Annotated in this window: 18 protein-coding genes; 11 read left to right on the top strand and 7 right to left on the bottom strand. The window is 30.9% G+C overall.

Features of this window, described 5'->3' with window-relative positions; genetic code table 11:
- Positions 1-23 precede the first annotated feature (23 nt).
- The 4 genes from P3875_RS08180 (at position 24) to ligA (ending at position 5398) form a co-directional block, all read left to right on the top strand.
- On the top strand, positions 24-977 hold the full coding sequence (locus tag P3875_RS08180) for an acetyl-CoA carboxylase carboxyltransferase subunit alpha (protein ID WP_303443477.1): 954 nt from the start codon (positions 24-26) through the stop codon (positions 975-977).
- A 140-nt stretch (positions 978-1117) separates the two neighbouring features.
- Complete coding sequence (gene dnaB / locus P3875_RS08175) at positions 1118-2644, top strand: replicative DNA helicase (RefSeq protein WP_303443476.1); 1527 nt, start codon at positions 1118-1120, stop codon at positions 2642-2644.
- A gap of 260 nt (positions 2645-2904) precedes the next feature.
- A complete protein-coding gene (locus tag P3875_RS08170; RefSeq protein ID WP_303443475.1) occupies positions 2905-3378 on the top strand; it encodes a DUF6495 family protein in 474 nt (157 codons plus the stop codon).
- A gap of 1 nt (position 3379) precedes the next feature.
- Positions 3380-5398 (top strand): NAD-dependent DNA ligase LigA, encoded by a 2019-nt coding sequence (gene ligA, locus P3875_RS08165; RefSeq protein ID WP_303443474.1) that lies wholly within the window; start codon positions 3380-3382, stop codon positions 5396-5398.
- Positions 5399-5690: 292 nt separating this feature from the next.
- Here ligA and P3875_RS08160 read toward each other — a convergent pair whose 3' ends face one another.
- Positions 5691-6602 carry a bifunctional metallophosphatase/5'-nucleotidase gene (locus P3875_RS08160; protein WP_303443472.1) on the bottom strand — a complete coding sequence of 304 codons (912 nt, stop codon included), beginning with the start codon at positions 6600-6602 and terminating at the stop codon, positions 5691-5693.
- A complete protein-coding gene (locus P3875_RS08155) occupies positions 6602-7384 on the bottom strand; it encodes a 5'-nucleotidase C-terminal domain-containing protein (protein ID WP_303443471.1) in 783 nt (260 codons plus the stop codon). Before P3875_RS08155 ends, P3875_RS08160 begins: the two co-directional genes overlap by 1 nt.
- 103 nt (positions 7385-7487) lie before the next feature.
- Between P3875_RS08155 and dapA the strand changes: the two genes are divergently transcribed.
- The 7 genes from dapA to recN all read left to right on the top strand — a co-directional run bounded on the left by dapA (position 7488) and on the right by recN (position 13916).
- Positions 7488-8366 (top strand): 4-hydroxy-tetrahydrodipicolinate synthase, encoded by an 879-nt coding sequence (gene dapA / locus P3875_RS08150; protein WP_303443470.1) that lies wholly within the window; start codon positions 7488-7490, stop codon positions 8364-8366.
- 12 nt (positions 8367-8378) lie between these two features.
- Positions 8379-8891 (top strand): ferritin, encoded by a 513-nt coding sequence (locus tag P3875_RS08145; protein WP_303443469.1) that lies wholly within the window; start codon positions 8379-8381, stop codon positions 8889-8891.
- Positions 8892-9039: 148 nt separating this feature from the next.
- Positions 9040-9849, top strand: a complete 810-nt coding sequence (locus P3875_RS08140; protein ID WP_303443468.1) for an outer membrane protein assembly factor BamD — start codon at positions 9040-9042, stop codon at positions 9847-9849.
- A 4-nt stretch (positions 9850-9853) separates the two neighbouring features.
- Positions 9854-10162 carry a DNA-directed RNA polymerase subunit omega gene (locus tag P3875_RS08135; protein WP_303443467.1) on the top strand — a complete coding sequence of 103 codons (309 nt, stop codon included), beginning with the start codon at positions 9854-9856 and terminating at the stop codon, positions 10160-10162.
- Positions 10163-10167: 5 nt separating this feature from the next.
- Positions 10168-11376 (top strand): bifunctional phosphopantothenoylcysteine decarboxylase/phosphopantothenate--cysteine ligase CoaBC, encoded by a 1209-nt coding sequence (gene coaBC, locus P3875_RS08130; RefSeq protein WP_303443466.1) that lies wholly within the window; start codon positions 10168-10170, stop codon positions 11374-11376.
- Entirely contained in the window at positions 11366-12253 is an 888-nt protein-coding gene (gene porD / locus P3875_RS08125; RefSeq protein WP_303443465.1) for a type IX secretion system protein PorD, read from the top strand. Before coaBC ends, porD begins: the two co-directional genes overlap by 11 nt.
- Positions 12254-12263: 10 nt before the next feature.
- Positions 12264-13916, top strand: a complete 1653-nt coding sequence (gene recN / locus P3875_RS08120; protein WP_303443464.1) for a DNA repair protein RecN — start codon at positions 12264-12266, stop codon at positions 13914-13916.
- Between the two features lie 197 nt (positions 13917-14113).
- Here the strand turns inward: recN and P3875_RS08115 are convergent, their stop codons facing one another.
- The 5 genes from P3875_RS08115 to P3875_RS08095 all read right to left on the bottom strand — a co-directional run bounded on the left by P3875_RS08115 (position 14114) and on the right by P3875_RS08095 (position 17991).
- On the bottom strand, positions 14114-14863 hold the full coding sequence (locus P3875_RS08115) for a maleate cis-trans isomerase family protein (protein WP_303443463.1): 750 nt from the start codon (positions 14861-14863) through the stop codon (positions 14114-14116).
- A gap of 123 nt (positions 14864-14986) precedes the next feature.
- The gene (locus P3875_RS08110) at positions 14987-15901 is read right to left on the bottom strand and encodes a fumarylacetoacetate hydrolase family protein (RefSeq protein WP_303443462.1); all 915 of its coding nucleotides are present in this window, start codon (positions 15899-15901) and stop codon (positions 14987-14989) included.
- 28 nt (positions 15902-15929) lie between these two features.
- Positions 15930-16169: a hypothetical protein gene (locus P3875_RS08105; RefSeq protein ID WP_303443461.1), complete on the bottom strand. Its 240-nt coding sequence runs from the start codon at positions 16167-16169 to the stop codon at positions 15930-15932.
- A 51-nt stretch (positions 16170-16220) separates the two neighbouring features.
- The gene (locus P3875_RS08100; protein ID WP_303443460.1) at positions 16221-16907 is read right to left on the bottom strand and encodes a hypothetical protein; all 687 of its coding nucleotides are present in this window, start codon (positions 16905-16907) and stop codon (positions 16221-16223) included.
- Positions 16882-17991, bottom strand: coding sequence for a cupin domain-containing protein (locus P3875_RS08095; RefSeq protein WP_303443459.1), 1110 nt, complete (start codon positions 17989-17991; stop codon positions 16882-16884). The genes P3875_RS08100 and P3875_RS08095 overlap by 26 nt, the downstream gene beginning before the upstream one ends.
- Positions 17992-18005 lie beyond the last annotated feature (14 nt).

The following is an 18005-nucleotide window of genomic DNA, read 5'->3' as shown; positions in this document are numbered from 1 at the left end:
AAACACACAAAATAACAAGGTTTATGGAGTATTTAGATTTTGAGTTACCTATAAAAGAACTAAACGAACAATTAGATAAATGCCAAATTATTGGGCAAGAATCAGATGTTGATGTTACTGAAACGTGTAAAAATATTGAAAAGAAATTAGAAGAAACTAAAAAAGAAATATACGGTAATTTAAATGCATGGCAACGTGTACAATTATCGCGTCATCCTAATCGCCCGTATACTTTAGAATACATTAAAGCACTTTGTGGCGATACCTTTTTAGAACTTTTTGGTGATAGAGGTGTTAAAGATGACAAAGCCATGATTGGTGGTTTAGGTAAAATTGGCGATCAATCATTTATGTTTATTGGTCAGCAAAAAGGGGTGAATACTAAAATGCGTCAATACCGTAATTTTGGTATGGCAAATCCTGAAGGGTACCGAAAAGCATTGCGTTTAATGCGCATGGCCGAAAAATTTAATGTGCCAATTGTAACTTTTGTTGATACACCAGGTGCTTATCCAGGTTTAGAAGCTGAAGAACGCGGACAAGGTGAAGCTATTGCTAGAAATATTTTTGAAATGTTTCGTATTAAAGTGCCAATTATTGTAATAATTGTTGGCGAAGGTGCTTCAGGTGGCGCATTAGGTATAGGTGTGGGCGATAAAGTGTTTATGTTAGAAAACACTTGGTATTCAGTAATTTCACCAGAATCATGTTCATCAATCTTATTCCGTAGTTGGGAATATAAAGAAATTGCAGCCGAAGCATTAAAATTAACATCGGTTGATATGAAAAAGAACCATTTAATTGATGATGTTATTGCAGAACCACTTGGAGGTGCACATTACGATCGTGAAGAAACGTTTGAAACAGTTAAACAAACCATTGTTAAAACGTATGCAGAATTAAGTAAGAAAAATATAAATTCGTTAATAAATGAACGAATTGAAAAATATTCTAACATGGGAGAATTTACAGAGTAAAACTTCTACAATACAAAAAGTTAAGCAGAATGCTTAACTTTTTTTTTATAAAATTATCAACAATCTACATTAAATAAAATTAACTAAATAGTTAATAAAATTTGTTAGCAAAATAGTTTTAAAAAAACTAAATTCGCTTCATGGAACAAGAGAAAGTTGTAAATACAAATTTTAAAATTAATCAAAATATTGTAACCCTAGAAAAAGGGAAAATTCCACCGCAAGCTATTGATTTAGAAGAAGCTGTGTTGGGCGCAATGATGATTGATAAAAAAGGTGTTGATGAAGCGATAGACATTTTAAAGCCCGATGCATTTTACAAAGATGCACATAAGCATATTTATGAAGCTATTGAAATGTTATTTAAAGCTAGTCAACCAATTGATATCTTAACAGTTTCTACCCAATTGCGTAAAAACGGGAAGCTAGATTTAATTGGCGGCGATTTTTATTTAATTAATTTAACTCAAAAAATTGCATCTTCGGCGCATATTGAATTCCATTCACGTATTATTTTACAAAAATTCATTCAACGCAGTTTAATTAAAATTTCATCAGAAATAATTGAAGATGCATATGATGAATCATCTGATATTTTTGAACTTTTAGATCAAGCTGAATCTAAACTTTACGACGTTACTCAAGGAAATATTAAGAAAAGTACCGAAACCGCTCAATCATTAGTTGCACAAGCAAAAAAAAGAATTGAAGAAATTGGTAAACGCGAAGGTTTATCGGGTTTACCAACTGGTTTTCATAAATTAGATGGATTAACATCAGGTTGGCAACCGTCAGATTTAATTATTATTGCTGCACGTCCGGGTATGGGTAAAACAGCTTTTGTACTATCAATGGCGCGAAACATAGCTATTGACGCCAATAAAGGAGTAGCATTTTTTTCGTTAGAAATGTCAAGTGTTCAGTTAATTACGCGTTTAATTTCATCTGAAACAGGTTTGTCTTCAGAAAAATTACGTACAGGAAAACTAGAACAACACGAATGGGAACAGCTAAACGTAAAAGTAAAAGATTTAGAAAAAGCTCCTTTGTTTATAGATGACACCCCTTCATTATCTATTTTTGATTTACGTGCAAAAGCCCGCAGATTAAAATCTCAATACGACATACAATTAATAGTAATAGATTATTTGCAGTTAATGACTGCAGGCGGAAATGGTAAAGGCGGTGGTAATCGTGAGCAAGAAATCTCAACAATTTCACGTAACTTAAAAGGTTTGGCTAAAGAATTAGATATTCCGGTAATTGCACTTTCGCAGTTATCGCGTGCGGTTGAAACACGTGGTTCATCTAAACGTCCGTTATTGTCTGATTTACGTGAATCGGGAGCAATTGAGCAAGATGCCGATATTGTATCGTTTATTTATAGACCTGAATATTATAAAATTGATGTTTGGGACGATGAAGAACAAAGCCCAACCGAAGGTCAGGCTGAATTTATTGTTGCAAAACACCGTAACGGTGGTTTGGATAACATTCGATTAAAATTCTTAGGTAAATTTGGTAAGTTTGATAATTTAGATGATGCTTTTATGCCATTTGATGAGTTTCCTTCAAGTATGAATGACCGACAAACTATTAGCGATTTGCCGCCTGGCGAACAAATATTTGGCAGTAGTTTTAGTGATGATAACGATGTTCCTTTTTAAAAAGGAACATTTTTTTATTTAAATTTTATAAACAGTATTAATCTTTTAAAACAAAAATTAATTATTTAATACAATTTATATTGCAATAGGGATGGAGCGTTTGTTGGAGCTATTTGTTTTTGCTAAAAAACAAAAGCGACTCGCGAGAGCCCGACCTGCAACGCAGTGGAAGGGATTGCCCTTACAGTTAAAAGAATAATTTATTTAGGTAAATTTTAAATTCTTTATATTTAGATTGTATTTTTGTAAAAAAGAAATTAATGAAATACGCACGTTTAACAAAAGAACAATTAGAGGAGTTACATGTTGAATTTTCTAATTTTTTAGCTTCGCAACAAATTGATAAAGCAGAATGGGATCAGTTAAAAATAGATAAACCTGAAATTGTTGAGCAAGAATTAGATGTTTTTTCGGACTTGGTATGGGAAGGTGTTTTAAAAACTGCAAAATACATTGAACATTTTTCTGCAAGTCATATTTTTTTATTTCAGTTTGATGAAACTGACATTGATACAATTGTATTGAAAACTAATAATAAAGATATTAATTTTTTAACAGAAGAAGGACTTCAATGGCTTGGTAATAATTTAGGTAGTAACGATGTTGAAATAAGATATGGAGCAAAAAAATTTGGATTAGATAGAAATACAGAAATTTTTGATATAATTAAACAAGGCGGAATTTTAAGCCAAGGTGAATTATATGAGCAAATTAAAATTTTTTTAGGTAAGTAATATGGCAGATAAAAGTAGTAGTATTTTTGAACTTATTTCGGACTTACGAAATGAGTTAAACCAACATAATTACAATTATTATGTTTTGGATAAACCTACAATTTCTGATTTAGAATTTGATCAAAAACTTAAACAACTTCAGGATTTAGAAGCAAGTAATCCTGAGTATTTTGATGTAAATTCGCCAACACAGCGTGTAGGTGGTACTATTACAAAAAATTTTAACACAGTAACCCATGAAAATAGAATGTATTCTTTGGAAAATTCGTATTCAAAAGAAGATTTAATTGATTGGGAAAATAGAATTCAACGTATATTAGGTAATGTAGCAGTAGCGTATGTTTGTGAATTAAAATACGATGGTGCTTCAATATCAATCACTTATGAAAATGGTTTGCTAACCAAAGCGGTTACTCGCGGAGATGGTTTTCAGGGCGATGATGTAACTAATAATGTAAAAACTATAAAATCGGTTCCATTAAAATTAAAAGGAAACTTTCCTGAAAAATTTGATATACGTGGCGAAATTATTTTGCCAATTGAAGGTTTTGAAAAAATGAATGCCGAACTTATAGATATTGGCGAAACACCATATTCAAATCCCCGTAATACGGCATCGGGTAGTTTAAAATTACAAGATAGCGCGCAAGTGGCAAAACGCCCTTTAGATTGTTTGTTATATAATATTGTAGGTGCTAACAATTTTTTTAAAACACATGAAACTTCGTTGCAAGCAGCTAGAAACTTTGGATTTAAAGTTCCAAATGAATCAAAGTTGGTAAAAAACATGCAAGAAGTTTTTGATTTTATTGCGTATTGGGATACAAACCGCCACCATTTGCCTTACGAAATTGACGGGATTGTTATTAAAGTTAACGATTTATTTCAACAAGAAGAACTAGGTTATACAGCCAAAAATCCACGTTGGGCCATTGCTTATAAATTTAAAGCCGAACAAGCTGTCACGCAGTTAGAATCAATTTCTTATCAAGTAGGTAGAACAGGTGCTATTACACCCGTTGCAAATTTGCAACCTGTACAGCTTGCTGGTACTATAGTTAAAAGAGCGTCGTTACATAATGCCGATCAAATTGAAAAACTAGATATACGTGTTGGCGATACCGTTTTTGTTGAAAAAGGAGGCGAAATTATTCCAAAAATTGTTGGAGTAGATACAACTAAACGTACAACAAATAGTAATCCAACACAGTATATTACCCATTGTCCTGAATGTAATACAGCTTTAATCCGAAACGAGGGCGAAGCACAACATTATTGTCCTAATTTTTACGAATGTCCGCCACAAATTATTGGAAGAATAGAGCATTTTATTAGTAGAAAAGCTATGAATATTGATGGTTTAGGTGGTGAAACAGTTGCTTTGTTGGTAAAGAATAATTTAATTGTAAATTATGCCGATTTATATCAGTTAACAAAAGCAGCTATTTTGCCTTTAGAGCGTATGGCTGAAAAGTCGACAGATAATTTAATAAATGGTATAGAAGCATCAAAAGAAATTGCATTTGAAAAAGTACTTTTTGCCTTAGGAATACGATTTGTTGGTGAAACAGTAGCCAAAAAATTAGCAAATCATTATAAAAATATAGATGCATTAATGCAAGCAAATTACGATGATCTGGTAAATGTTGATGAAATTGGCGATAAAATTGCATTAAGCATTCAATCTTTTTTTGCAAATGATGCTAATGTAGAAATAATTAATAGATTGAAAAAATACGGCTTAAAATTTGAAATTGAAGCGAAAGAAAACACTCAAGTTTCTAATAAATTCGATGGTTTAATTATGGTTGTTTCGGGTAAATTTGAACATTTTTCAAGAGATGAAATTAAAGAAATTATTGAAGCAAACGGTGGGAAAAACGGTAGTTCAATTACAGGAAAAACATCGGTTGTAGTGGCAGGATTAGACATGGGACCTGCTAAATTAGAAAAGGCTACTAAATTAGGAATTGCAATTTGGAACGAAAATGAATTTATTGAAAAATTGAATAATATTTAAAATAGAAGATAATAATTACTTAATATTTAATAAATATTCAAATAATACGCTGTTCTGATATTTGTATTGTAAAAAATAAACAATATGAGATCAATTGAAATGAAAAGCGTTTACAAAGGAATTTTAAGTTTAATTACTTATGTAGCTTTAATGTTTGTAGTGTGTTCTAACTTATAATTAAAGAAACCACATTACTACTTAAATGATTGTTTTAAGCAATCATTCTTTATAACTAAAATTATTACAACTATATATTTTAAAATACGTCTATTTTTTAAGGCGTATTTTTTTTTTACACTTTTATAAGTTTTGAAGTTGCTGTTTTTTGATTAAAAGCATCAAAATAAAAGTCAATTTGGCCAACTCTTACCCCATAACATCCCACTTGGTTTACTATAACTTCGTTACCTTGACTATTTAAAACAACAGTAGGTTCTTCTAAAAAAGTATGCGTGTGTCCACCAATTATCAGGTCAATATTTTTTGTTTGAGCAGCTAAGTCTAAGTCCGAAATCATTTGTGAATTATTAGGATAACTGTAACCTAAATGCGATAAACAAATAATTAAATCGCACTTTAAATCATTTTTTAAAGTTTTCGTAATATCTTGGGCAATTTCAATTGGGTTGTTCCAAACAGTTTCGCCGAATTCGCTTTTATTTACTAAACCATCTAATTTAACACCTAAACCAAACACGCCAATTTTAATTCCGTCTTTTATAAAAACTTTATAAGGTTTTGTAAATCCATTCATTAAAGTGTTTGTAAAATCATAATTTGCATTTAGAATATCAAATTTAGCGTTTGAAATTTGATCGGCTAAATTATTAACACCGTTATCAAATTCATGATTACCAATTGTACCAGCATCGTATTGTAACATGTTCATAATTTTAATTTCTAAAGCGCCTCCGTAATAATTAAAATAGGGTGTACCTTGAAACATATCTCCAGCATCAAATATTAATGTATTTGGATTTTCAGATTTTATTTTTTTAAAAATTGTAGCTCGTTTTGCTGCGCCTCCTTGGTTTGGAAATTTGTCATCGGAACTATCAAAAGGATCTAAATGGCTATGAGTATCGTTGGTGTGTAAAATGGTAATTCGTTTAGATTTTCCAGAAGTAAAACTACTTAAACCAAACCCAGATAAAGTTAAAGCTGTAGTTGCAGATGTTTTTAAAATAAAATCTCGACGTTTCATTATTCAAAAATTATTCTAGGTTTAACAGATGGATTTAACGTATCGATTTTCGTAAAATAATCGATAAACATATTACGAAGTTTAAAATTTAAGGAATGATTTTCTGTTGCATTTAATAAAAATTGCATGTTATCACCACCTTTGGATAAATAATCGTTAGTTACTAAATAGTATTCTTTAGTTTTTTCAACCAAAATGTTATTAATCTTAATATGGGTAATGGTTGAGCTGTTTTTATCTACAAATATTTCTATACCGCTTAAAGGGTGTGCAACTTTATTTTTAACTATAAAATTAGATAAATCCCAAACAACCTTACCACTAACTTTTAAAACAACCGCATTGTTTTCAAAAGGCATAATATCAAAAGCAGTACGTGTTGTAATGTTTCCTTTTGCAATAGTAGATCTAATTCCGCCGTAATTCAATAAACAAAAATCAATAGAATTTCCTGTTTGTTTAGAATAAACAGGTGTAGCAGTTTCTAAAATGGCATCGGCATAAAAATTAGTCATTTTATTTTGCCATTTACCATCATTCTTATCTAAATTTTGAGGATTGTAAGCAAGGATTTTAGATAAATCTTTTTGAATATGAGAACGATAAGGAGTTAAAAAAGAATTAACTAAAGCGTCATCTACAACTAAAGAACCAACATGAATAAACGAATGTGCATAATTTGTTTTATAGAATTTTTTGGTATTACAATTAGTAAATAAAATTGCTAAAAAAACAAAAGCAAACAGTTTAAAATAATGTTTGTGTAAGTTTATATATTTCATGTTTTAATTTAATGAAAATAGTTAACTTTGTAAGGAACAAATTTACAACGAATAATTTGTAAGTTGTTCAATTAAAACAATATTTAATTACTAATTTGTAAAGATGAAATCATTTGTTGGCACAGGCGTTGCTTTAATTACCCCTTTTAAAAAAGATTTATCGGTTGATGTAGAGGCATTACAAAAAATTGTTGAGTTTAACATTTCTGGTGGTGTAGAATATTTAGTTGTTTTAGGAACAACCGCAGAAACAGCAACTTTAACAAAAGAAGAACAAGCTTTAGTAAAGCAAACAATTATTGATACCAATAACGGCAGATTACCTTTAGTTTTAGGTGTTGGTGGAAATAATACAATGGATGTAGTTAGCCAATTAAACCAAGATAACTTAAAAGGTTTTGATGCCATTTTATCGGTATCGCCATACTATAACAAACCAACGCAAGAAGGTATTTATCAGCATTTTAAAATGATAGCAGAAAAATCGCCTTTACCAATTATTTTATATAACGTTCCAGGTCGTACAGCAAGTAACATGTTGCCTACAACGGTTGCACGTTTAGCAAACGAATTTAAAAATATTATAGGTATTAAAGAAGCTGCAGGTGATATAGTACAAGCAATGGATTTAATACGTTTTACACCTAAAGACTTTTTAGTTATTTCTGGAGATGATATAATAACATTACCAATGGTATTAGCAGGTGGTGCGGGTGTTATTTCGGTAATCGGTGAAGCTTTTCCTAAAGAATTTTCAGAAATGGTACGTTTAGGTTTAAAAAGAAATGTTGATGAAGCTTATGAAATTCATTACAAATTAACCGATTCTATCAGCATGATTTTTGAACAAGGAAACCCAGCAGGTGTAAAAGAATTATTTAAGCATTTAAACCTATGCGAAAATCAAGTTCGTTTACCATTAGTTTCTGTAAATAATGATTTATCAACTCGTTTAGCCGATTTTTTAAAAAAATTAAACTAAAAAAATAAAACTATGTTATCTAACGAATTACAAAAAGCATTAAATAATCAGGTAAAAATTGAAGGCGATTCTTCTCAAATATACTTGGCTATGGCATCGTGGGCAGAAAACCAAGGTTTTGAAGGGATTGCTACATTTATGTATGCTCAATCAGACGAAGAACGTATGCATATGTTAAAATTAATAAAATACATTAACCAACGCGGTGGCGAAGCATTAATACCAAATGTAGAACAACCTAATTTAGATCATTCGTCATTTAAAACACTATTTAATCAGTTGTTTGAGCATGAAGTTTTTGTATCAAAAAGTATTAACGACTTAGTACACATATCGTTACAAGAACGTGATTACGCTACACATAACTTTTTACAATGGTATGTTGCTGAACAAATTGAAGAAGAATCAACAGCACGTACTATTTTAGATAAAATAAATTTAATTGGCGATGATAAAGGAGGATTGTATTTATTTGATAACGATATAAAAAACTTTCCACAACAAAATAATCAACCCGCAATATAATTTAACGAAACATTAAGTTTAAATGTTGAAAAAGATGTCTTATTTTAGGGCATCTTTTTTTATTAAAAGATATTGTACCATAAAAAGATTAGTAGTAACTTTGCGTTTGCTATAAAACATATAGCTTTTGTATAAACAATAACAATTTATGAGAAAAATTTCGTATTTAGTATTCACAGCAATAGTATTTGCAAGCTGTTCACCGCTACAAAAAGCGTTAAAGGTTGAAGATACTGCTTATAAAAATGAAGTTGCAGACCAACTATACGAAAAAGGGAAATATAAACAAGCTATCCGTTTATATGAACAAATAGAAGCAAAAGAAAGTTGGGCACCCAATTTTCAATCAATGTATTATAAATATAGTAAATCATATTATAATGCAAAAAAATGGGAAGCTGCACAACCCATGCTTCAAAAATTTAATACCATTTATTTTAATAGCCCAAATCGTGAAGAAACGATGTTTTTAGAAGCAATGGCTTCTTATGAAATGTCTGAAGTTTTTTCATTAGATCAACATGCAACATACGAAGGAATTAAAAAATTTGAAACATTTATAACAGCTTTTCCAGAATCGCAATATAAAAAAGAAGCAAATGAAAAAATGCGTGAATTAAATCAAAAAATTGAACTTAAAGCATACGAAAATGCACGTTTGTTCAATAAAATTGGTGAATACACACGCGATTATAACGCTGCTATTGTTGCCTTAGATAACTTTATGTTAGATTATCCTGGAACAATATATAAAACAGATGCCCTTTTTTATAAATTCGATTCAGCTTATAAATTAGCATTAAATAGTGTATATTCTAAAATGGAAGATCGTTTGCGAAAAGCAATTAATATGCACGATGATTTAATATCTTACGACCCAAACACCAAGTATAAAGAAGAAGCAAACCAAATGCTTACTCGTTTAAAAAAAGAATTACAACAATTTTCAACAAAATAAGAAAATGGATTTAAAGAAAACCAACGCTGCAGTAAATACTGTTACTTACAACAAAGCAGAAATTGAAAAACCAACAGGTAATATTTACGAAGCAATTACAATTATTGCAAAAAGAGCTAACCAAATTAATACTGAAATTAAAAAAGAATTAATTGATAAGTTAGATGAATTTGCTACTTATAACGATAGTTTAGACGAAGTTTTTGAAAATAAAGAGCAAATTGAAGTGTCTAAATTCTACGAAAAATTACCTAAACCACACGCAATTGCTGTTGAAGAATGGTTAAAAGGTGATCTAACTTTTAAAGAGTAAACAAAATGCAAAACGTAAGCGGTAAAAAAATTATTCTGGGAATTTCAGGTGGTATTGCCGCTTATAAAACGGCAAGTTTTGTTAGATTATTAATAAAAGCAGGTGCGCAGGTTCAAGTAATCATGTCACCTGCTTCTTGTGCTTTTATTACTCCATTAACTTTAGCAACTTTATCTAAACGACCTGTTTATACAGAATTTGAAAAAAGTTTTGGCGAATGGACAAATCATGTTGATTTAGCTTTGTGGGCAGATGCAATGATTATTGCACCAGCAACCGCAAATACTTTAGCAAAAATGGCAAATGGTTTGTGCGATAATTTATTATTGGCTACGTATTTATCAGCCAAATGTCCAGTGTTTTTTGCACCTGCTATGGATTTAGATATGTTTATTCATCCTTCTACTAAATCAAACATTCAAAAATTAGTTAGCTATGGAAATATTGAAATTGAAACCGCCTTTGGCGAATTAGCATCGGGTTTAATAGGGCAGGGTAGAATGGCCGAACCTGAATTTATGTTAAATGTTTTAAATGAATATTTTTCGAAAAATAGTTCTAATGATTTAAAAGGAAAGCAAGTTGTAATTACCGCCGGACCAACTTACGAACCTATTGATCCTGTACGCTTTATAGGTAACCATTCAACTGGGAAAATGGGTTTTGATATTGCAAACGAAGCTGCAAATCGCGGAGCAAATGTAGTGCTAATTACAGGACCAACTTCTTTAAAAACAAATAATTCACAAATAAAGGTTCAAAAAATACTTTCTGCAAATGATATGTATCAGGCATGTCACGATGTTTTTGAAAGTGCAGATATTGTTATTGGGGCGGCTGCTATTGCTGATTACAGACCAAAAACAGTAGCAACCCAAAAAATTAAAAAAAACGATGAAGAATTTACCATTGTTTTAGAAAAAAATCCTGATATTTTAGCATCTTTAGGTGCAATAAAAACGCATCAGTTTTTAGTAGGTTTTGCTTTAGAAACAGAAAATGAAATTGAATATGCTAAATCCAAACTAAAAAAGAAAAATTTAGATTTAATTGTTTTAAATTCGTTAAATGATAAAGGTGCCGGTTTTGGAAAACCAACAAATAAAGTTACCTTTATTGATAAAGATTTTAATATCTTTCCGCAAGAATTAAAATCAAAAGAAGATGTTGCTAAAGATATTATTGACCAAATTTTAAAAAATTATGCTAAATAAAATTGTATTGTTTTTTTTACTACTTGTGGGCAGCACAGCAGTTGCACAAGAATTAAATGCAAATGTTGTTGTAAATGCAGATAAAATTCAACAATCAAATAAACAGGTGTTTAGTACTTTACAAAATGCCATGCGCGATTTTTTAAACAATACTAAATTTACAAACAATACAGTAAAAAAATCTGAATTAATTGATTGTAATGTGTTGTTAGTTGTAAATTCATACGATGCCAATACAAATGCTTTTTCTGGCACTTTGCAAGTTCAATCATCGCGTCCGGTTTTTAATTCAGGTTATGGAACATCAATATTTAACTTTAGCGATAAGTTTATAAATTTCAATTATTTAGAATTTGAACCGTTAGTTTATTCAGAAAATGCAATCAATTCAAATTTAGTTGGTTTATTAAGCTATTATGCACATGTAGTAGTTGGTTTAGATGCAGATACTTTTTCGTTATACGGCGGAACAACTAACTTTCAAAAAGCGTCAAATGTTGTAGCCATGATGCAACAAAACGATGATAAAGGTTGGAAAATGGGCGAACAAAACAATCGTTACGCTTTAATAAACGATATTTTAGCTAATATGTATGCACCATACCGCGAAGCTTTATACAATTATCATATAAATGGTTTAGATTTAATGGCTACGAGTCCTGATCAAGGTAAAACAGGTATTGCTGCTGCAATTGATGCACTTTCAAACATACATAAAAGTAGACCGAATGCTTTAGTTACAAGAATTTTCTTTGATGCTAAGGCCGATGAAATTACTAATGTTTTTAATGCAGGACCAACTTTTGATACCAACAAACTTATTGAAACTTTAACAAGAATAAATTCTACAAACGGAGCTAAATGGAACCGTATGTAATATAAAAGATATGTTAACACACTTATCAATTACAAATTATGCATTAATTACACATGCATCGGTTAATTTTTCTAATAATCTTACCATAATTACCGGAGAAACAGGTGCAGGTAAATCAATTTTACTTGATGCTTTGTCTTTGGTTTTAGGGAAAAGAGCCGATTTAAGTGTTTTGAGAAATTCAAATGAAAAATGTATTATTGAAGCACAATTTTCTTTAAAATCGTACAATTTAGAATCGTTTTTCACTGCACTTGAACTTGATTATGAAGAAGATACTATAATTAGGAGAGAAATACTTCCTACTGGTAAATCGCGCGCTTTTGTAAACGATGCTCCTACAACACTACAAAATTTGCAGCAATTAAGCACAGTTTTAATTGATATTCACACACAACACCAAACTCAAGATTTGTTTAATGAAAAATATCAATTGCAATTGGTTGATGTTTTTGCAGAAAATGGTTCGCTTTTAAAAGATTATCAAAAACAATATCAAATTTTTAAAAAGCAACAAAGTGATTTAAAGCTCTTAAAAGAAAAACAATTGTTAATTGCTAAAGAACAAGATTACAATGCATTTTTGTTAGATGAATTGTTACAAGCTAATTTAAAAGCAGGCGAACAAGAAGAATTAGAAAGTCAGTTTGAAATTTTATCAAATGTTGAAAAAGTTGGCAGTTTTTTAGAACAAACAAATGCTTTATTAACAAACGAAGATTTAGGAGTTAGTAAACAATTATACGAAGTTAAGTTACAAATGCAGCGTTTGGCACAAATTAGTGGTGCGTATGAAAGCTTATATCAACGTATAGAAAGTAGTTTTATTGAAATTGAAGATATTGCTGATGAAGTTCAAAATGCTATGCAACAATTAGTTGCAGATCCACATCAGTTAGAAATTCTTAATCAAAAATTACAACAAATCTATCAATTACAAAAAAAGCATCACGTTTCAACTATTGAAGAATTACTTCATATTCAAAACGAATTATCTGAAAAAGTAGCTGGTTTAGAAACAATTGATGATGAAATTGTCCAATTAGAAAATTTATTAATTGTAACTGAAAAAGAACTGAATAGTTTAGCAAATAAGTTACATGAAAAGCGTACTGCAGTTTTAACTAATTTAGAACGCAATATCAGTCAATTAATTGCTCCATTAGGTATGCCAAATGCGCAATTTAAAATTGAATTAGTAGCTACAGAAAATTTTTCAACCAATGGAAAAAATGAAGTAAATTGGTTATTCTCTGCAAATAAAGGAATGCAATTTGGGTTGTTGAAAAAAACAGCATCAGGCGGAGAACTTTCTAGAATTATGTTAGCTGTAAAATCTATTTTAGCAAGTAAAAGCAATTTACCTACCATAATTTTTGATGAAATTGACACTGGTGTTTCTGGTGATGTTGCCGATAAAATGGGCAATATTATGAAAGATATGGGCAATTATATGCAAATTTTTGCAATTACGCATTTACCACAAGTAGCATCGAAAGGAAAGCAACATTTTAAAGTTTCAAAATATGACAATGATGAAGCTACAACTTCAACGATACAATTGTTAACAAATGAAGAAAGAATACATGAAATTGCACAAATGCTTTCGGGAAATAAAATAACCGAAGCTGCTTTACAACACGCAAAACAATTACTTAATTAAAGCTTTACAAAAAATATAAGTATATTTTAAAATTAAAGAGGCTGTCTGAAAAGGATCTAATTGTTAAGCTGAACTAGATTAATTGTGTTCAATTCGCAAACACGGTTCATCTTCTCATAATTTTTATAAATCAAAAGTATGAGATTACGCATCAAATGCGAAATGACTATGAGACTGATTTTTCAGACAGCCTCTTTTTAATAATTTCCTTTCAATAAAGTGCCACCAATTGTTGATTTTGCTTCAATTCCTAGTTTTTTCATCATTTCGTAAGTTGTACAAACAGCAGCCGATGTTACTGGAATACCTATTTCTTGTTCAATTTTATCAATAGCTTCTAGCGAAGGCATTTGCACACACGCCGAAGCAACTAAAACATCAACCCCCGTTAAATCTAGTTGTTTATAAATATCCAATAAATTTAACGGATTTTGAGCCGCAACTTCTAAATTATCAGGTATTTCTAAAGCAATACTTTCATTTACTTTAAAGCCTTGATGTTCAATATAATCAACCACCATATCGGTTAATGGGCGCATATAAGGTGTAATTACCGATACTGTTTTTGCACCCAAAACATTTAAACCGTTAATTAACGCACCAGCCGATGTTACAATAGGAGTAGGAAAGCCGTTTGCAACGGTTTCTTGGTGTAAATTTACCTCAGAAACACAATGATAACCACGTCCCATACTCATTATAGCTACCAAACACGCATACCCCATTACGTCAACATGTGCGTCTGAAAGTTCTAAAGCACATTTTAAACTCATGGCATCCATGGCTTCTAATTCTTCCTTAGTTACTTTTTTCATGCGCATTCTGCTGCTGTGAAACGTAAAACGTTCTGGTAAAATGGTTTCGCGCGCTTTAAAAATAGCTGGAATTTCGGTTTCCATTGTTACATTGCTCGACGGTACAATTTGTCCAATTCTATATTTTTTCATTTATATATTTTTTTTTGAGCGTTCCCTTATAGGTCGGGCCTTACGTTACAATCTTTGCAATTATTGCTTTTAAATGCAATAATTGCAAAGGATTTTCACTACAATCCCTAACGCAAATGTTTGTTATTTAGCTATCTCTTTAACCGTATTCACTATCGTTCCAATACCTTCAACAGTAGCTTCAACCACGTCTCCATGGTGTAACCATTCTTGTGGATTTCTACCTGCACCAACACCTGCTGGAGTTCCAGTTGCAATAATATCGCCTGCTTCTAAAGTAAAAACTGTACTTAAATCTTCAATTAAATAATTGATATTGAATAACATAAACTGTGTGTTCGAGTTTTGTTTTTCTACACCATTTACTTTTAAAGATACATTTAAGTTATGCGGATTTTCAATTTCATCTTTTGTAACTAAGTAAGGCCCCATTGGTGCAAAAGTGTCTTGTCCTTTAGAAACAATCCATTGTCCTTCGCGACGGCAATCACGTGCCGAAATATCGTTAATTACAGTGTATCCAAAAACATAATCTAAAGCATCAGCTTTTGGTACGTATTTACCTTTTTTAGATATAATTACTGCTAATTCACATTCCCAATCTAATTGTTGGGTAAGTTTAGTGTTTTTAATAATCTCGGTGTTTGTTGCAGTAACAGTTGTAGGCGGTTTTGAAAAAATAATTGGTTTTACAGGTAATTTTCCGGTAGTATCTAAACTTCGAGCACTTTCTGCAACGTGTTCGGTATAATTTAAACCAATACCAATGATGTTTTTACGAGGTTTTTCAATCGGAGCCAATAGTTCAACTTCGTTTAAAGGCAACGAAATATTTTCAAAGTCAACTTCGCGGGTATCTTCAATTAAATGGGTAATTTCTTCAATTACTTCAAATCCCATGTCAATTAATTCTAACATATCGTTTGGTAACGGAAAGTTTGAAATTCCACCAAAATCTTCCATGTCAACAACCATATTGTTGTGAATAAATCCTAAGCGCGGTTCGCTGTTTTGTGTTTTGTATGTAAGTAGTTTCATTTTAAATAGTTGACTTATAATTTTAGAATTATTTTTTTAATAATATTTTGTAAGCTGCAAATAGTAGTAGGCTTGACGAAAAAATAACATTTGCATAGCCAATTATAACGGATAATTGATCGCCTAATCCAATTAAATAAAAACCAATTATAATAAAGATTATGGCAATAGCCATTCCAAATATAGGTTTAAAAGTATTCATTTTTATTTTTTTGCAATATTGTGTTTTATATTTTAAAGATATAAATGATTTACTAATTTTACTCATTAATTCTGTATTTGTTAGTCATAAACAAAAATAATGAATGTTGAAAAATCATTAGTTAAGTTTTTTTCTATGATCTATAACTTTTCTTAAATCGATTAAAGGTTGAAGGTTTTGAATATTTTCTTCTTCTAACTTTTTCCATTCAATCCAACTTATATTAACGGTTACATCATATTCACCAATAAGTCCATCTAACAAAATGTATATAGCATTTTTCATTTCTCCTGAATCATCAAAATTTCTAGTGAATAATTCTATGCCTAATTTATCATTGTCTGCAGAATATGTAAAATAAATGTCATTATATCCTAATTTATAATCCCCATAATTAATTATCAGCTGGTCTCCTGGTATTCTTTGTCTAAAAGAATTAAATTGCCAATTTTTTAGTTTTGGACTTTTACTAATCAATTTATTAACAGCAGAAAAACTCTCTTTTATACCATCGGCGGAAATAGAAAATTCCCTTTTACCATTTTCATGTATTGGACTAAATTCAAATGTTATATTTTCATCAATTTCTTGAAAATGTACTGTAATTTCGTCGAAAATCGCATCTCTAAATTCGAGATTATCTACATTTTTATAAATGTATTCTTCGTTTTTAATAAACCAATTCCAAAATTGATCTTCTTTATTTTCTTTTTTGAAACTAAAAAACGCCATAAGTATTAAACTTGTTAATATTAAACCTGAAAATAAAATCCTTTTTTTACTGATTAATCTGATTTCCACCATTCTCTTCAAGAACTTTTTCTTGATACAACCCTAAACTTTCAATAACAGGTAAATCGTTAAATGAAAACAAACAAGCGTCTTCGGTATCAGATAAATTGTGATGTTCGTGCCATGCCCAACTAGGAACACAAAAGATATCGCGCTCTTTCCATTCAAATCTTTGTCCGTTTATTATAGAAAAACCTTTACCTTTAGCACATTGATATACAATAGAACCTGTGTGTTTGTGTGCTTTGCCTTTAAAACCAGCAGGCAATAATTGCATAGCTGCACCCATAGTTTGCATAACGTGTCCGCCAGTAATAGGGTTGCTGTATTTCATATAAATACCATCGTAAGGGTTTAGTTCGTTTACTTTTTCAGCTTCTAACAAGGCAGGATAAACTTTTGTCCACGAATATTTAAATAATGGTGAATAAGGTTTATCCCAAACTTTATCGGCTGGCAACAAACCTGCACAGCCATAGGTCATGGGTGAAAAGTTTAAAGGTTTAACCAAAGGTTGTTTGCCATCGTAAACAGCATAATCATTGGCTTCAAGCGCATTTACTAAAGGTATATCTAAACCATCTTGCCAAATACATGTTTTTCCACCTGGTTCAACTCCGTGTTCATGCCAAGCAGAATTTGGGGTAATTACAAAATCATTAACTTCTAACATAATTTTGTTACCATCAACAACTGTATAACCACCTTCGCCTTCCATAATAAAGCGTAAAGCCGAAGCAGCGTGACGGTGTGCCGAGGTAAATTCGCCTGGACGCGTAACCTGAATTCCGGTGTATAACCAACCAACTGCAGCACTTACATCTTTGCGTTTATCGTTTACTAAATAAACCACACGGCGACCTGCTTGTTCAGGTGTAACTAATTCGGAAGATTTTAAAACTAAATGTCTTAAATCGCTGTATTTCCACAACATAGGAATCGATGAAGAGCGTGGTTCCCATGGTTCAATATCGTTAGCTACTGTCCATAACGCGCCTGCACCTAAATTTTCTAATTCTTTGTAATAAGCTTCTAATTCTGGAGTGTTTTGTACACGTGCACGACCATAAATGTCGTCTGAATGTGGTGTTTCCATATTATTTATATTTT

This window comes from Myroides sp. JBRI-B21084 (genome assembly GCF_030545015.1).
GTDB lineage: Bacteria > Bacteroidota > Bacteroidia > Flavobacteriales > Flavobacteriaceae > Flavobacterium.
Note: the sequence above shows the minus strand (reverse complement) of the source record. Positions and strands in the feature narration are given on the sequence as shown.

Coding starts and splice junctions, on each gene's coding strand:
- recN (WP_303443464.1), top strand. CDS start 12,264: ATGTTAACACACTTATCAATTACAAATTATGCATTAATTACACATGCA.
- P3875_RS08110 (WP_303443462.1), bottom strand. CDS start 15,901: ATGAAACTACTTACATACAAAACACAAAACAGCGAACCGCGCTTAGGA.
- P3875_RS08180 (WP_303443477.1), top strand. CDS start 24: ATGGAGTATTTAGATTTTGAGTTACCTATAAAAGAACTAAACGAACAA.
- P3875_RS08170 (WP_303443475.1), top strand. CDS start 2,905: ATGAAATACGCACGTTTAACAAAAGAACAATTAGAGGAGTTACATGTT.
- P3875_RS08115 (WP_303443463.1), bottom strand. CDS start 14,863: ATGAAAAAATATAGAATTGGACAAATTGTACCGTCGAGCAATGTAACA.
- P3875_RS08105 (WP_303443461.1), bottom strand. CDS start 16,169: ATGAGTAAAATTAGTAAATCATTTATATCTTTAAAATATAAAACACAA.
- dnaB (WP_303443476.1), top strand. CDS start 1,118: ATGGAACAAGAGAAAGTTGTAAATACAAATTTTAAAATTAATCAAAAT.
- dapA (WP_303443470.1), top strand. CDS start 7,488: ATGAAATCATTTGTTGGCACAGGCGTTGCTTTAATTACCCCTTTTAAA.
- porD (WP_303443465.1), top strand. CDS start 11,366: ATGCTAAATAAAATTGTATTGTTTTTTTTACTACTTGTGGGCAGCACA.
- P3875_RS08095 (WP_303443459.1), bottom strand. CDS start 17,991: ATGGAAACACCACATTCAGACGACATTTATGGTCGTGCACGTGTACAA.
- P3875_RS08160 (WP_303443472.1), bottom strand. CDS start 6,602: ATGAAACGTCGAGATTTTATTTTAAAAACATCTGCAACTACAGCTTTA.
- P3875_RS08140 (WP_303443468.1), top strand. CDS start 9,040: ATGAGAAAAATTTCGTATTTAGTATTCACAGCAATAGTATTTGCAAGC.
- P3875_RS08100 (WP_303443460.1), bottom strand. CDS start 16,907: ATGGTGGAAATCAGATTAATCAGTAAAAAAAGGATTTTATTTTCAGGT.
- ligA (WP_303443474.1), top strand. CDS start 3,380: ATGGCAGATAAAAGTAGTAGTATTTTTGAACTTATTTCGGACTTACGA.
- P3875_RS08155 (WP_303443471.1), bottom strand. CDS start 7,384: ATGAAATATATAAACTTACACAAACATTATTTTAAACTGTTTGCTTTT.
- P3875_RS08145 (WP_303443469.1), top strand. CDS start 8,379: ATGTTATCTAACGAATTACAAAAAGCATTAAATAATCAGGTAAAAATT.
- P3875_RS08135 (WP_303443467.1), top strand. CDS start 9,854: ATGGATTTAAAGAAAACCAACGCTGCAGTAAATACTGTTACTTACAAC.
- coaBC (WP_303443466.1), top strand. CDS start 10,168: ATGCAAAACGTAAGCGGTAAAAAAATTATTCTGGGAATTTCAGGTGGT.